Annotated in this window: 14 protein-coding genes; 10 read left to right on the top strand and 4 right to left on the bottom strand. The window is 61.5% G+C overall.

Annotated features, from left to right (window positions below):
- From AC11W3_RS00170 to AC11W3_RS00150, 5 genes are all read left to right on the top strand, one after another.
- Window positions 1–863: AMP-binding enzyme (locus AC11W3_RS00170; RefSeq protein WP_484092278.1), on the top strand; the 863-nt coding region annotated here is incomplete at its 5' end.
- Window positions 864–995: 132 nt separating this feature from the next.
- The gene (pdhA, locus tag AC11W3_RS00165) at window positions 996–1,991 is read left to right on the top strand and encodes a pyruvate dehydrogenase (acetyl-transferring) E1 component subunit alpha (protein ID WP_484091676.1); all 996 of its coding nucleotides are present in this window, start codon (window positions 996–998) and stop codon (window positions 1,989–1,991) included.
- On the top strand, window positions 1,988–2,986 hold the full coding sequence (locus AC11W3_RS00160) for an alpha-ketoacid dehydrogenase subunit beta (RefSeq protein WP_484091677.1): 999 nt from the start codon (window positions 1,988–1,990) through the stop codon (window positions 2,984–2,986). Before pdhA ends, AC11W3_RS00160 begins: the two co-directional genes overlap by 4 nt.
- A complete protein-coding gene (locus AC11W3_RS00155) occupies window positions 2,979–4,238 on the top strand; it encodes a dihydrolipoamide acetyltransferase family protein (protein WP_484091678.1) in 1,260 nt (419 codons plus the stop codon). The genes AC11W3_RS00160 and AC11W3_RS00155 overlap by 8 nt, the downstream gene beginning before the upstream one ends.
- Complete coding sequence (locus AC11W3_RS00150) at window positions 4,235–4,492, top strand: acyl carrier protein (protein WP_484091679.1); 258 nt, start codon at window positions 4,235–4,237, stop codon at window positions 4,490–4,492. The genes AC11W3_RS00155 and AC11W3_RS00150 overlap by 4 nt, the downstream gene beginning before the upstream one ends.
- 14 nt (window positions 4,493–4,506) lie before the next feature.
- Here AC11W3_RS00150 and AC11W3_RS00145 read toward each other — a convergent pair whose 3' ends face one another.
- From AC11W3_RS00145 to AC11W3_RS00130, 4 genes are read right to left on the bottom strand one after another with little or no spacing between them, the layout of a single operon-like run.
- Window positions 4,507–5,733 (bottom strand): SufB/SufD family protein, encoded by a 1,227-nt coding sequence (locus AC11W3_RS00145; RefSeq protein WP_484091680.1) that lies wholly within the window; start codon window positions 5,731–5,733, stop codon window positions 4,507–4,509.
- Complete coding sequence (locus tag AC11W3_RS00140) at window positions 5,721–6,482, bottom strand: ATP-binding cassette domain-containing protein (protein WP_484091681.1); 762 nt, start codon at window positions 6,480–6,482, stop codon at window positions 5,721–5,723. The genes AC11W3_RS00145 and AC11W3_RS00140 overlap by 13 nt, the downstream gene beginning before the upstream one ends.
- A gap of 19 nt (window positions 6,483–6,501) precedes the next feature.
- Complete coding sequence (locus AC11W3_RS00135; RefSeq protein WP_484091682.1) at window positions 6,502–7,140, bottom strand: SagB/ThcOx family dehydrogenase; 639 nt, start codon at window positions 7,138–7,140, stop codon at window positions 6,502–6,504.
- A complete protein-coding gene (locus AC11W3_RS00130) occupies window positions 7,112–7,480 on the bottom strand; it encodes a hypothetical protein (protein ID WP_484091683.1) in 369 nt (122 codons plus the stop codon). The genes AC11W3_RS00135 and AC11W3_RS00130 overlap by 29 nt, the downstream gene beginning before the upstream one ends.
- Before the next feature lie 234 nt (window positions 7,481–7,714).
- Between AC11W3_RS00130 and AC11W3_RS00125 the strand changes: the two genes are divergently transcribed.
- The 5 genes from AC11W3_RS00125 (at window position 7,715) to AC11W3_RS00105 (ending at window position 13,512) form a co-directional block, all read left to right on the top strand.
- Window positions 7,715–9,616 carry an LTA synthase family protein gene (locus AC11W3_RS00125; protein ID WP_484091684.1) on the top strand — a complete coding sequence of 634 codons (1,902 nt, stop codon included), beginning with the start codon at window positions 7,715–7,717 and terminating at the stop codon, window positions 9,614–9,616.
- Between the two features lie 372 nt (window positions 9,617–9,988).
- Entirely contained in the window at window positions 9,989–10,618 is a 630-nt protein-coding gene (locus AC11W3_RS00120) for a paraquat-inducible protein A (RefSeq protein WP_484092277.1), read from the top strand.
- Window positions 10,615–11,250 (top strand): paraquat-inducible protein A, encoded by a 636-nt coding sequence (locus AC11W3_RS00115; protein ID WP_484092276.1) that lies wholly within the window; start codon window positions 10,615–10,617, stop codon window positions 11,248–11,250. Before AC11W3_RS00120 ends, AC11W3_RS00115 begins: the two co-directional genes overlap by 4 nt.
- Window positions 11,243–12,922 carry a PqiB family protein gene (locus AC11W3_RS00110; RefSeq protein ID WP_484092275.1) on the top strand — a complete coding sequence of 560 codons (1,680 nt, stop codon included), beginning with the start codon at window positions 11,243–11,245 and terminating at the stop codon, window positions 12,920–12,922. The genes AC11W3_RS00115 and AC11W3_RS00110 overlap by 8 nt, the downstream gene beginning before the upstream one ends.
- On the top strand, window positions 12,919–13,512 hold the full coding sequence (locus AC11W3_RS00105) for a PqiC family protein (protein ID WP_484092274.1): 594 nt from the start codon (window positions 12,919–12,921) through the stop codon (window positions 13,510–13,512). The genes AC11W3_RS00110 and AC11W3_RS00105 overlap by 4 nt, the downstream gene beginning before the upstream one ends.
- The last annotated feature ends 373 nt before the right edge of the window (window positions 13,513–13,885 follow it).

The following is a 13,885-nucleotide window of genomic DNA, read 5'->3' as shown; positions in this document are numbered from 1 at the left end:
GGATACTGGAAGAGCAACGGGTAACGGTCTGGTACACGGCACCGACGGCGATCAGGATGCTCATGCGGGCGAATATCGAGCCTCGCAGCCGTTTCGACCTCACGGCGCTGCGCCTGATCCACAGCGTTGGAGAGCCATTGAACCCGGAGGCGGTAGTCTGGGGGGAACGGACCCTGGGGCTCCCTATTCATGACAACTGGTGGCAGACCGAGACCGGCGGCATCATGATCGCCAATTACGCGGCGATGGAGATCCGCCCCGGCTCCATGGGGCGGCCCCTGCCGGGGATCGAGGCGGCAGTTGTCCGCAGGGTCGATGAGACGACGGTGGTCCCGGCGGAACCGAACGAGGAAGGAGACCTGGCGCTACGCCCGGGATGGCCCTCCATGTTCCGCGGCTACCTCCACGACGAGGAGCGCTACCGGAAATGCTTCGTCGGGAAGTGGTACCTGACCGGGGATCTCGCCCGGCGTGATGAGGATGGCTACTTCTGGTTCGTCGGCCGCGGTGACGACATCATCAAGACCTCCGGCCACATGGTGGGACCGTTCGAGGTGGAGAGTATCCTGATGGAGCATCCTGCGGTCGCCGAGGCGGGGGTGATAGGGAAGCCTGAGCCGATCATCGGCGAGATCGTCAAGGCCTTTGTGGTACTCAAGGAAGGGTATGAGGCGAGCGAAGAGCTTCGCCTGGAGCTGATCGGCTTCGGCCGGACGAAGCTCGGCTCCGCCGTTGCCCCCAAGGAGATCGCATTTCTCGACTCTCTCCCAAGGACCCGTAGCGGCAAGATCATGCGCAGGCTGCTCAAGGCTCGGGAGCTGGGATTGCCCGAGGGGGACATCTCGACGCTGGAAAGCGGATAAAGGCAAAATTCGCTGTACGAAGTCCCCCTTGATAAAGGGGGATTTAGGGGGATTTCCGTAGGTGCCAACAAGGCAAAATCCCCCCGGCCCCCCTTTGACAAGGGGGGAGGGACCGCAGCCTAGGAGTAGCCGGTGAAGAAAAAAACAACCGAACCGATCATCGAGCGTGAGGAGGGACTGAGGCTGCTCCGGCAGATGCTCCTCATCCGTCGCTTCGAGGAGAAGTGCGCCGAACTCTACAGCGCCACCAAGATCCGGGGCTTCCTCCACCTCTACATCGGCGAGGAGGCTGTTTCGGTCGGGGTGATGGCGGCACTTTCCCCGGAGGACGCGGTGGTGGCGACCTACCGTGAGCACGGCCAGGCCCTGGCGCGAGGGATAAGCCCGGCGGCCATCATGGCCGAGATGTACGGCAAAAGGGAGGGGTGCTGCCGCGGAAGGGGGGGCTCGATGCATATCTTCGACGCCTCGGCGCGTCTCTACGGCGGCAACGCCATCGTTGGCGGCGGCCTTCCCCTGGCCCTGGGGCTCGCGCTCGCGGACAAGATGCAGGGAAGGGAGCGGGTCACTTGCTGCTTCTTTGGCGATGGCGCCGTGGCCGAGGGGGTGTTCCACGAATCGATGAACCTCGCCTCTCTCTGGAAACTCCCGGTTCTCTTCGTTTGCGAGAACAACCTCTACGCCATGGGGACCGCGATCTGCCACGCGCAGGCGATGGCCGACCTGGCCAGCAAGGGGGCCGGCTATGCGGTGCAATCGGAGGTAGTGGACGGGATGGATGTGCTGGCGGTGGCGGCGGCGGCGCGGAGGGTGGTCCGCTTCGTCGGTGAGGGGAACGGTCCGTATTTCCTTGAGTGCCGGACCTACCGTTTCCGCGCGCACTCGATGTTCGATACCGAGATCTACCGGACCAGGGAGGAAGTGGAGACCTGGAAGAAGCGCGACCCCATCGATTTGCTGGCCGACTCCTTGCGGAAGCGGGGATCGCTGGACGACGCCGATCTGGAACGGCTGGAAAAGGAGGTGGCCGGGGAGGTCGAGTCCGCGGTTTCCTTCGCCGAGGCGGGGAACTGGGAACCGGTGGAGGATCTGACCCGCTTCGTCTACTCCGAGCGGAGGACAACATGAGCGGCGCCGAGACAGTGCGCACCACCTACCGGGAAGCGGTGCGCGAAGGGATCCGGGATGCGCTAAAGAGGGACGAGAGGGTCTTCCTCATGGGGGAGGACGTCGGTCACTACGGCGGCTGCTACGCTACCAGCAAGGGGCTCCTGCAGGAGTTCGGCCCGGAACGTATCCGCGACACCCCCATGTCGGAGCTCGCCTTCACCGGCACGGGGATCGGAGCGGCCATGGGGGGGATGCGGCCGATCGTGGAGATCATGACGGTAAACTTCAGCCTGCTGGCCCTGGACCAGATCCTCAACAACGCCGCCACCCTGCTCCACATGTCGGGAGGGCTCTTCAATGTTCCCCTGGTGATCCGCATGGCTACCGGCGCCGGACGGCAGCTCGCCGCCCAGCACGCCCACTCCCTGGAGGGGTGGTATGCCCACATACCCGGCATCAAGGTGCTCGCCCCGGCGACCCTGGAGGATGCGCGTGGCATGCTCTGGACCGCGCTGGAGGACCCCGACCCCGTACTCATCTTCGAAAACCAGACACTCTACCCCATGGAGGGGGGGCTGGCGGTCGGAGCCGGGCCGGTGGAGATCGACCATGCGCAGGTAAGGCGCACTGGGGGGGAGGTGAGCATCATCACCTACGGCGCGAGCCTGTACAAGGCGCTCGCGGCAGCGGAAACCCTCGCGGGGGAGGGGATCGGCGCCGAGGTCATCGACCTGCGGACTTTGCGCCCCCTGGACGATGTCGCCATCATGGCCTCGGTGGCCAAGACGCACCGGGCGCTGATCGTGGACGAGGGGTGGAAAAGCGGCAGCCTTTCAGCCGAAATCACCGCTCGCATCGTGGAACAGGCCTTCTACGAACTCGATGCACCGGTGGAGCGGATCTGCAGTGCCGAGGTCCCGATGCCGTATGCCCGGCACATGGAGCAGGCGGCACTGCCGCAGGCGGATACCATCGTAGCGACCGTCAAAAGGATGGTGCGGAGAAATGGGTGAGTTTCGCATGCCCAGCCTGGGCGCCGACATGGAAGCGGGTATCCTGGTCGAGTGGCACGTGAAGCCGGGGGACCTGGTGAAACGGGGCGGTATCATCGCTTCGGTCGAGACCCAGAAGGGGCTTTTCGAGGTGGAGAACTTCGAGGAGGGGGTCGTGGAGCGGCTTCTGGTCCAGCCGGGGACGAGTGTGCCGGTGGGAACGGTGCTGGCGATCCTGGGCATCGAAGGCGCGGCTACAGCGGCGGCGGAAGCCGTCCCGCAACGGGCCGAGCTCCCGGGTGCAGCGCCGGCGGAAGCGCCTACCCCGGTCGCCGTCCAGGATGCCGCGGCAGCCTCAGCGTCTGCCCCGGGCCCCGCTCCTGCGCCGCAAGCCGTACCGCCGCCGGTCCCGCCCCGGCAACGCATCCCCATATCCCCCTCTGCCCGCAGACTCGCCGCCGAGTTGGGAGTCGAACTCCGCACGATCGCAGGGCGCGGTCCGCACGGCGTCATTCAGCGCGCGGATGTGGAGCGGGCAGCAGCGGAGAAGCCGGAGGCCATACCGGCGCCGGCTCCGCCAGCGGTGGAAAAGCCACCGGCTGCCGATTACCAGGCCGGAATGCGGCGGGCGATCGCCGCGGCCATGAGCCGCTCCAACCGTGAGATCCCCCATTACTACCTGGGAACCGACATCGACATGAGCACGGCGCTGGGCTGGCTTGAGGGTGAGAACCTGAAACGCCCCATAAAGGACCGGATGCTCCCGGCGGTGCTCCTGCTCAAGGCGGTGGCCCGGGCGCTCGTGGAGGTGCCCGAACTCAACGGCTTCTGGGTCGACAGCCGTCACCAGGTCCAGGAGTCGATCAACATCGGCTTCGCCATATCGCTCCGCCAGGGGGGGCTGATCACGCCTGCTATCCATGGCGTCGATCTCCTCAGCCTGGATGAACTGATGGCGGCGATGCGCGACCTGATAGCCCGCACGCGCAGCGGCCACCTGCGCAGTTCCGAAATGACCGACGCCACCGTCACGGTGACCAACCTGGGCGACCTGGGGGTCACCACCGCCTTCGGCGTCATCTATCCCCCGCAGGTGGCGCTGGTCGGCTTCGGCAGGATCTCCGAGCGCCCGTGGGCCGAAGACGGACTCCTGGGGGTGCGGCGGGTCGTGACGGCGACGCTTTCCGCCGACCACCGCGCCACCGACGGCCATCGCGGCTCCCAGTTCCTGGATGCCTTGAACCGGCACCTGCAGGCCCCGGACCAGCTATGACCGATGATCAGCTGAGGGAGATGATCTTCAAGGGGTTAAAGCAGATCGCCCCCGAGGCCGACCCAGCGGCACTCCTTCCGGACGAGAACATCCGCGAGGCGCTCGACGTCGATTCCTTCGATTTTCTTCAATTCCTCATCGCCATCAGCGAACAGACCGGTGTGGAAATCCCCGAAGCCGATTATCAGAAGGTTTTCACCCTGGCGGGACTCCTCAAATATCTCTCGGCCGCTCTGGCCAGGAAACCAGCCTGACGACGGGAAAACGATCAGAATCCTCCCGCGATCTCCTCTTCCCTGAGCGCCCTCTTTATCTCACCGTCGATGCTCTCCGGCAGTCCCTTTATTTCGATATCGAGAAAGCCGCGGATGATGGCTGCCGTTGCCTCTTCGCTGGTCAGCCCACGCGCCATGAGATACTCGATCTCTTCCTGTGCGATCTTTCCCACAGCCGCCTCGTGCGTCATCTCCACGTCCTTCGCGTTACCTTCCAGCTCCGGGATGGCGTGGATACTCCCCTTTCCGGAAAGGATGAGCCCCCGGCATTCGAGGTGCGCCTTCACCCCCTCCGTCTCGGCGATGAAATGCCCTCGCGCCACCACGTTGCCACCGGTGGTGATGGCCTTGGAGATCGATTCGGCCCGGCTCCCCTTTGCCATGAGGTAAACGCGTGCGCCGACGTCCAGGTTGGAGCCTTCCCGGGCCAGCAGTATCGAGTTGAAGCGGACCGTGGCGTTCTCACCAACACAGTAGGCGGTAGGGTAGGCCTGCAAGGTTCCCACCGGTTTCATGCAGATGTAGTTGCTGAGGAATACCCCGTTTTCCTCCACGATCGCGCCGGTTCTCGGCCGCACCGCGACGCCGGGGGCCCAGTTGTGGATCATGGTGAAGGTGAGCCGCGCGTTCTTCTTGACATAGAATTCCGACACCCCGATGTGCAGCCCGGATTTCACCTGGGGAGCCACGGCGCAGCCGGTAATGATATGAAGCTCGGACCCTTCCTCGGCAATGACGATGTTGTGTACGTTCTGGGCGAGCCCTTCCTGCGAAAGGTAAAGGCATGCCTGGAGCGGAAACTCTACCCTGGCGCCGGGAAGGGCCCGCAGAAAGTAGCCGTGGTGCGGCATCATTTCGGCCCTGGCTGTGAACTTATCCGCATCCACCGCCAGCGCCTTCCACCAGTAGTCCTGGAGCCAGTCGTATTTATCGAGGGCCGCCTTGATATCCATCACCTCGAGACCGCTCTGGTAGGCAGCGGCGAAGACGACCGAATGATCGATCTGGAAAAAGGACCCTCTCCTGCACGTCTCATCGGCATTGACTCCCACAGTCAGCGCCCGCTCCTGCATCGCGTCAGGCAGTTCCTTCAGGGTGGCGACCTTGCCGTGCTCCGTACCCTCCTTAATGGCATAGGCTGCAAGGTCGACATCGGGGCCGTAGGGAGCAGGTTTGTTAGCTGCGGCTGCACTCTTCTTTTTCAGGTCTATCCGCGACATTGTACGCACCCCTCGTAGCCCTTCGCCCGGATGTCATTGAGAAGATCCCTCGGGTTTCCGGAACAGTATATGGTGCCGTCCAGCATGACATAGGCGCTGTCAGCATTCACGTAATCAAGGATATATCCGGAGTGGGTGACGATCAGGCCGGATTTGGACCTTCGCGACGGAGCCTTGTCCTTTTCAAGAAGCCCGTTTATGGCCTCTGCGACCAGGTTGATGTTCACCAGATCCACTCCCGAGTCGGGCTCGTCGAGCATGATGAACGAGGGGCCCTGGCCAATGAGCTGCAAAAGCTCGCTCCGCTTGATTTCTCCCCCCGAGAACCCGAGGTTCAGGTCCCTGTCGAGAAACTCGGTCAGCTTCAGTCCCGATGCCATGGAGGAGAGTTCTTCGTCATACGCAGGCCGTCTCTTCTCCATGCAGATGCGCAGTATGTCCCTGAGCTTGACCCCCCTCACCGCCGGGGGGCGCTGGAACGCCATCCCGATTCCAAGCCTCGCCCGCTCGTCCATGCCGATCCCGGTGATGTCCTTGCCGCGGAAAAATATCCGGCCGCTCTCGACCTGGTAATCAGCCCCTCCCATTATGGCCTGCAGAAGGGAGGTCTTGCCGCAGCCGTTCGGACCGAAAAGCACGACGACGCTTCCCTGATCGATCCGGAGGTTCACCTCGTGCAGAATCGGCTTATCCCCGATGCTCACCGTCAAATCTTCCACCTCGATGAATGCGTCTGAATCCCGTTTCACTTCCGGTCTCTCCCCCTGATCACCTGTCGCCTTTTGTCCTGCCAACCGGCATGATGGCGAGCGGTTCCTCTGTCGATGGCAAGCAGAGTGCCTTCGCCACGGCGTTGTCTTCGAAGGCGCCGATAATGACGGTGCCAAGATCGAGTGAAACCGCCTGCAGGTACACGTTCTCCGCCGCATGGCCGAGATCCATGTGGACATAACGGATGCCGCGCTCACCGTATTTCCTGGTGGTCCTTGGAAATGCCGCCGAAAAGACCAAGGATGCAGGAGCATCCCTTATGGCCGGCTGATGCAATGCGGCCAGGGCGAGTTCACCGCGCCGGTCTGCGGGCTTGACCCGTACCATCGTGTGGCTTGTCGGGAGGTATCGATAGACGCCGGCGGCGAGATCTGTGACCCTGCCCGCAACGACATAAACTTCCAACGGGTAGAGAGCGCCTGCGGAGGGTGCTGCCCTTAGTCCTCTCCCGGAGGTAACGCCTTGCGCCGCCCAGAGGAGTTGGCCGATCTCAGCCAGGGTGAGCGGTTCGTCCCGAAATTGCCGCACCGATCTTCGCTTGGAAATGGCTTCCTCGACGGAGGTTTCACTTGTAAAGCGTGGCTTCGGGAGATGAACGGCTGCGGTTTCAGGTGCCGGGAAGCATGTGCTTTCCATCCCTTCCCCCCTTGACGGCGAACTCAAAAGTGCGGTAACTGCCAGAAATGTCGAGGCGGAGACAAGAAGATACTGTTTCATCACGGGTGTCCTTGCTGAGAGGAAAAGCCGTGTCCAGACGCGAGGAGATGCCCCGGTTGCGAGACAGTCGCCCCGTCCAGCAGCCAGAGCCCTTCTTCCTTGGAATCGCCGCCTCCTCGCTGAACTCGTCTCTGGTGATGAGAAAGCTAACCACAAAGAGCGGAGAATGCGAGAGTCGGATGGCAAAAAAAGTCCGGCCGCAGAGGTGCTTAAAAGGAATGAAATTCACGGTTTCGCCTCGTTGTTTGTTGTTTGTCATTAAAGTCCCGGTCCGTTCTCACATGTGTGCCTTGTTGTGAAGGGTGACTAACTATATTTATGTCTTTTCAAGATGTTACGGCCTGTGGTACAAATATCAGGTTCTTTGCCGGGCTGAAGTCCCAGCCGTCGAACTAAGTTGAACATCGCCCCGTGCTCCTGGTCTTCAACTTCTGAATTGCGACCAGCAGCCGCTATCACGCCACCCCTGTCCAAAATCGGGAACCTTGATCTTATGAAAAGCAGAAGCCGGTCCTTGTTCGTCCTCTGGTTCATTCTCGTCATCTTCTCAACCCTCAGCAGAACGGTCTTGTTGCTCAAGTCTCTGCCGAACCTCGATTTGACACCGCTCCTTTTGGTCAAGATCTATGCGGTCGGCTTCCTCTTCGACTGCGTCACCTTTTCGTACGTTGCCATCCCCTTTGTCCTGGTGGCCATTCTCCTGCCGGACAGGATCTTCAACAGCAAACCCTTCCGGCTCTGCGGGTACCTGGTCCTTTTCCTCCTGACCTATGCGATGATCTTCGATGTCGTGGCCGAATATGTCTTCTTCGACGAGTTCGCCACCAGGTTCAACTTCATCGCCGTCGATTACCTCATCTATACAGCCGAGGTCATCAACAACATTCGCCAGTCCTATCCGCTGAACTCGATTCTCGGGGGCATCCTGGTGATCACTGTCGCCGTCTTTCCCTTCTTCAAAAAGGCCCTGGCGGCCTCTTTCACCGCCGCTTCGCGTTTCCCCAAAAGGATGAAGCTCGCCGTGCTGCTCTTGCTGCCGCTTCTGTCGCTTGGCTTCGTCGACCTCTCCCTGTCCCACATCTCTCCCAACAACTACGCGGATGAGCTGGCAGGAAACGGGATCTACGACCTCTTTGCCGCCTTCAGGAACAACGAACTCGACTTCAACAAGTTCTATGTCACCAGGGACAACAAGGTGGTCATGGCCCAGCTGCGAGGCGCGCTGCTGGAAAAGGGAAATCACCTGGTGAAGCAGGACGGCGAGAGCATCACCCGCGCCATCCGGCAGCAGGGCCCGGAGAAGCGCCTCAACGTCATCGTCATCGTCGAGGAGAGCCTGAGCGGCAAATTCCTCACCTCTTTCGGGAACAACCAGGGGCTCACGCCGAACCTGGACCGCCTTGCCGGTGACTCGCTCTTCTTCACCCACCTCTATGCAAACGGAACCAGAACGGTGCGCGGCCTGGAGGCGATCACCCTCTCCATCCCGCCCTTGCCAGGCACCTCCATCATCAAGAGGCCCAAAAACGAGAACTTCTTCTCCTGGGGATCGCTGATGAAGGAGAAGGGGTACGACAACAAGTTCATCTATGCCGGCCACGGCTACTTCGACAACATGAACTACTTCTTCGCCAACAACGGGTTCGGCATCGTCGACCGGCTGGACTTCAAGAAGGATGAGGTGACCTTCGACAACGCCTGGGGGGTGTGCGACGAGGACCTGTTCAACAAGGTGATCAAGGAGTGCGACAAGTCGGCGAAGCTGGGCAAGCCGGCCTTCAGCGTGGTGATGACCACCTCCAACCACCGCCCCTACACCTACCCGGCAGGCAAGATCGACATCCCTTCCAAAAGCGGCCGTGAAGGCGGGGTGAAGTATGCCGATTACGCCATAGGAAGACTGATCGCCGAGTCCAGGAAGCACCCGTGGTTCAAGGACACCGTCTTCGTCATCGTCGCGGACCATTGCGCGGGGAGTGCCCGGAAGATGGCGCTGCCGGTCAAGGACTACGAAATCCCGCTGCTGATCTTCGCCCCGTCACATGTGAAACCCCAGCGTATCGACACCATGATGAGTCAGATCGACATCGCCCCGACGGTGCTAGGTCTGCTCAATTTCAGCTACGACACCCAGTTCATGGGAAAGGATGTCCTCAAGCTGAAGGAGGATGAGGGGCGGGCCTTTATCGCCACCTATCAGAAGCTCGGCTTCATCGAAGGCAACAAACTCCTGGTACTAGGGCCTAAAAAGGAAGCCGAGTACTACACCTTCAACCGGACTGACGGCAAGACCACCGAGATCAAAGCTGACGAGGAACTCCTCCTTCATGGCCTTGGCTATTATCAGGGCACCAATTACGTCTACCATAACGCCCTCAACCGCTTGTCGAAGTGACGAGCCGTTAGGGAAAAAATTCTTGCCAAAACGGCAAATATGCTGTATTCAAGCGTAATTAGCTGTTGATGGAAGGTGTCACCGTCAGTCCCGACAGATTCACCGGCCATTTAATCAGCCACTTAGATTCTTTCTAGGTGGCTGTTCTTTTTTAGCTTCGGATGCGGAAGAGGCGGCCAGGGGAAGGGCGGTCGCCGCCGGATCTCCCGATTCCCGATACGCTCTGCCATTGGTTGATGCGGCTCGGGCAAGCCGGGAACGGGGTGGGGATTTTGGTCACCTTGCCAAGAAACATGCTATCATTAGAGAGCTGAAACCTGGCCCGGCGATGAGTAACTACGGCAGCGGTAACAAAAGGGGTGGAATTGCGGGATGGCAGATGGTAAAGGAAAGCTGATCGCCTGTCACGACTGTGATCTCCTGCAGCGGGAGATCGCACTGAAGCCGGGCTGCTCTGCCAGTTGTCCCCGTTGCGGTGCAGTGCTGTACCGTAACGCCACCGACAGCATTGACCGCACGCTGGCCTACGCCTTGGCCGCCGTAGTCCTCTTCGTGATCGCCAATTCCTCTCCCATCTTTTCCATCCAGACCCAGGAGGAGCGCAAGGCGATCAACCTGTACGGGGCGGTAGTCTCGATGTGGGACCAGGATATGAAGCCGGTCGCCGTGGTTGTTTTCCTGACCGCGATCCTGGTTCCGGCCATAGAGCTGGTCTCCATGATCTATCTCCTGCTGCCGCTGAAGCTTAACCGCGTCCCGACCGGCTACGCCTTGTTCATGCGGACACTCCAGTACGCGGAGCCGTGGGGGATGGTCGAGGTGCTGATGCTGGGCGTGCTGGTTTCCCTGGTGAAGCTGACCAACAATTTCAAGGTCGTCCCCGGCATCGCCCTCTGGTCGTTCGGCGCATTGACCCTGCTGCTGGCGGCCGTCGCCGCCTCCTTCAGTGCCCGTGACGTCTGGGCCAGGATCGAAGAGGGGAACCGGAAGGTGCGCTCATGAAGGACAACGCCCCCAGCGCCGCCGCCCTGGGCCTTTGCACCTGCCACGTCTGCGACATGGTCTCCAGGTGCAACGGACAGCGGGGGAGCCGCTGCCCGCGCTGCGGCACCAGCCTCCATCCGAGAAGACCGGCAAGCGTCGCGCGCTGCTGGGCCTTCCTGATCGCCGCATACATCCTGTACATTCCTGCGAACCTGCTGATCATGATGGAGACCGGCTCGCTCATCAGCTACCGCAAGGACACCATCATAAGCGGCGTGGTTCACCTCTGGAAAAACGGCAACATGATGATCGCGGTGATCGTCTTCATTGCCAGCATCATGATCCCGCTGTTGAAGCTGATCTCGCTGACCCTGCTGCTGATCTCGGTGCGGCGCCCTTCGAAGTGGAGCCCCAGGCAGCGTACCCGGCTGTACCGCATGGTCGAACTGGTCGGCCGCTGGTCGATGCTCGACATCTACGTGGTCACGCTTCTGGCGGCCCTGGTGCAGCTTGGCGCCGTGGCCACGGTCAAGGCGGGGCCGGCTGCCATCGCCTTCGGTGCGGTCGTGGTGCTGACCATGTTCGCTTCCATGCAATTCGACCCGCGCCTGATCTGGGACCCCGTTGAGAAAGAGGAATCCGATGACTGATACCCCCGAACGACCCGAGCTTTCCGACATCCCGGAGGCCGTCAGCGAGCCCAAGAGGCGCTTCTCCGTCCAGCTGGTCTGGATTATTCCCATCGTGGCGGCCATCATCGGGCTCTCCCTCGCGGTCAAGGCCTTCATGGAGCGGGGCCACATGATCACCATCACCTTCAACACCGGTGAGGGGATGGAGGCCGGGAAGACCAAGCTTAAGTACAAGGACGTCCAGATCGGCGAGGTCAAGGGCCTGGCCATCTCCCCCGATCGCTCGCATGTCATAGTCACCGCCGAGGTTTCCAAGGACGCCAGGGGCCTGCTGGTGAAGGATACCCGCTTCTGGGTGGTGCGCGCCCGCATCTCCGGCGGCAACGTCTCCGGATTGAGCACTCTCATCGGCGGGTCGTACATCGGCCTCGACGCCGGTACCTCCAAGGAGAGCCGCGACGACTTCGTGGGACTGGAGGCGCCCCCGGCGGTCTCCATGGATGTTCCCGGGCGCCAGTTTCTGCTGCACGCCCCGGATGTCGGCTCGCTCGACACCGCCTCCCCGATCTTCTACCGCCGGATGCAGGTGGGGCAGGTGATCTCCACCGAACTCGACCGGGGAGGGAAGGGGGTCACCATCAAGGCCTTCATCCGTGCCCCCTATGACCAGTTCGTCAGGACCAACACCATCTTCTGGGACGCCAGCGGCGTCGACCTGACCTTGAACGCCAACGGCGTCAAGCTGAACACCGAGTCAATGGTTTCCATCCTCCTCGGAGGCATCTCCTTCCAGCCCCCCGAGGGACGAGCCGATACACCCCAGGCCCCGGCCAACACCGCCTTTGAGCTGTACGGTTCCAAGGACGAGGCGATGAAGCACGCCGAGACTGTGGAGCCTTTCCAGCTGGTCTTCCACGAATCCGTACGGGGCCTCGGCGTGGGCGCGCCGGTGGACCTGCGCGGGGTGACGGTAGGGGAGGTTACCAAGGTTGACGTCGTTCTTGATCCCAAGGGGACCGATTTCGCCATCCCGGTAGGGATCGTCCTTTACCCCGAGCGGCTGCATGCGCTGCGCGACCACAACGGCAAGCGTCCCAAGCCGGCGGACTTCCGGCCGCTGCTCAACGACCTGGTGGCCCACGGCCTGCGAGGCACCATCAAGAGCGGCAGCCTCCTCACCGGGCAGCTCTACATCGGGCTCGACTTTGTCGGCAAGAAAGGGCGTCCCGCCAGCATCGACTGGAGCAGCGACCCTCCCAGCTTCCCCACCGTCCCGGGGTCGATGCAGGAGGTCCAGAAGAAGCTGATGATGATCGTGGAGAAGATAGAGAAGCTCCCGCTTCAGGAGCTGGCCGGCGATGCCCGGAAGACGGTGAATTCGCTGGATCAGACGATGAAGAGCGCCGACAAGCTGCTGAAGAATGTCGATGGCTCGCTGGTGCCGGAGGCCCGCTCGGTCCTTGCCGAGACGCGGCAGTCTCTGGATGACGTCCGGAAAACGTTGGGTGAAGCGAGAAAAACCATGGGGGGGGCCAACCAGGTCCTCTCTCCGGAGGCGCCCCTGCAGCTCGACCTTCGCGACACTCTGCACGAGGTTTCGCGGGCCGCGCAATCGCTGCGGGTGCTGGTAGACTACCTGGAGCAGCACCCCGAATCGATCATCCGCGGGAAGAGGGAGGACAGGAAATGATGCGCTTTTTTGTCGCCACGGCGGCCGTCCTGGCACTGGCTACAGCGGGCTGCAGCAGGTCTCCTCGAGTCACGTTCTATACCCTCGTCCCCGCGGCCACCGCCGGGGTGCCGGCTCCGGTGAGCGGCGTTCCTTCGGTCGCGGTGGGTCCCGTGTCCCTCCCGGAGATGGTGGACCGTCCGCAGTTCGTTGTGCGGGAGGGGGCCAACCGGGTGGAAATCCTGGAGGCGCAGCGCTGGGCGGAGCCGCTGAAAACCGGTATCCCGCGTTTCGTGGCGGAGGAGCTGGGGCGGCGTCTTGGCTCCACCCGGGTCTCCTCGTATCAGCAGTTCTCTGGTGCGGCGGCCGATTACCGGGTGCTGATGGACATCCTGCGCTTCGAGTCCGTGCCGGGTCAGAGCGTCACGGTTGAGGTCAACTGGACGGTCCGCAGTAGCAGCCCTGCACCCGCAACAGGGCACTCGCTGGTGCGCGAGAAGATCCAGGTGCCCGGTTACGAAGCCATGGTGGCAGCATACGGCAGGGCGCTTTCCCGCGTAAGCGATGATGTCGCCAAGGCCCTCAGGGCGGAAATGGCTGCGAAACCGTGAATGGTGAATGGTGAATGGTGAATGGTGAATGGTGAATGGTGAATGGTGAATCCCGCGTGAAATCTGGATCCCCGATAAGGGCATTCGGGAATGACAATCTCATGGCGGAAGATTAGCGTTGGTTGATATGTATTCTGAACGTAACCCTCCTGCATACTCTGCTACTCCCCCTCTTTTTTCTCCTTTAAACAGTGACAGTACGATCTCCCCACAACGCTGAGACCGTTCCAAAATGGGACGATGAAATTTTGTATACATTTTCTGTTGCTAATCTATAGCTTCAGAGCTACACTATCAAACGTTCGTTCGGTCGTTATTCTGTGATTGGCAGTGCGGCCAGTTGACTAATTGATCCTGTCGGTGCTGGTGTTAC

Source organism: Geomonas sp. (genome assembly GCF_056994735.1).
Note: the sequence above shows the minus strand (reverse complement) of the source record. Positions and strands in the feature narration are given on the sequence as shown.

What these genes read in the sequence shown, in the direction of transcription:
- AC11W3_RS00120 (WP_484092277.1), top strand. Translation starts at nt 9,989, where the DNA reads ATGGCAGATGGTAAAGGAAAGCTGATCGCCTGTCACGACTGTGATCTC.
- AC11W3_RS00110 (WP_484092275.1), top strand. Translation starts at nt 11,243, where the DNA reads ATGACTGATACCCCCGAACGACCCGAGCTTTCCGACATCCCGGAGGCC.
- AC11W3_RS00115 (WP_484092276.1), top strand. Translation starts at nt 10,615, where the DNA reads ATGAAGGACAACGCCCCCAGCGCCGCCGCCCTGGGCCTTTGCACCTGC.
- AC11W3_RS00155 (WP_484091678.1), top strand. Translation starts at nt 2,979, where the DNA reads ATGGGTGAGTTTCGCATGCCCAGCCTGGGCGCCGACATGGAAGCGGGT.
- AC11W3_RS00130 (WP_484091683.1), bottom strand. Translation starts at nt 7,480, where the DNA reads ATGACAAACAACAAACAACGAGGCGAAACCGTGAATTTCATTCCTTTT.
- AC11W3_RS00125 (WP_484091684.1), top strand. Translation starts at nt 7,715, where the DNA reads ATGAAAAGCAGAAGCCGGTCCTTGTTCGTCCTCTGGTTCATTCTCGTC.
- AC11W3_RS00145 (WP_484091680.1), bottom strand. Translation starts at nt 5,733, where the DNA reads ATGTCGCGGATAGACCTGAAAAAGAAGAGTGCAGCCGCAGCTAACAAA.
- AC11W3_RS00160 (WP_484091677.1), top strand. Translation starts at nt 1,988, where the DNA reads ATGAGCGGCGCCGAGACAGTGCGCACCACCTACCGGGAAGCGGTGCGC.
- AC11W3_RS00135 (WP_484091682.1), bottom strand. Translation starts at nt 7,140, where the DNA reads ATGGAAAGCACATGCTTCCCGGCACCTGAAACCGCAGCCGTTCATCTC.
- AC11W3_RS00150 (WP_484091679.1), top strand. Translation starts at nt 4,235, where the DNA reads ATGACCGATGATCAGCTGAGGGAGATGATCTTCAAGGGGTTAAAGCAG.
- AC11W3_RS00105 (WP_484092274.1), top strand. Translation starts at nt 12,919, where the DNA reads ATGATGCGCTTTTTTGTCGCCACGGCGGCCGTCCTGGCACTGGCTACA.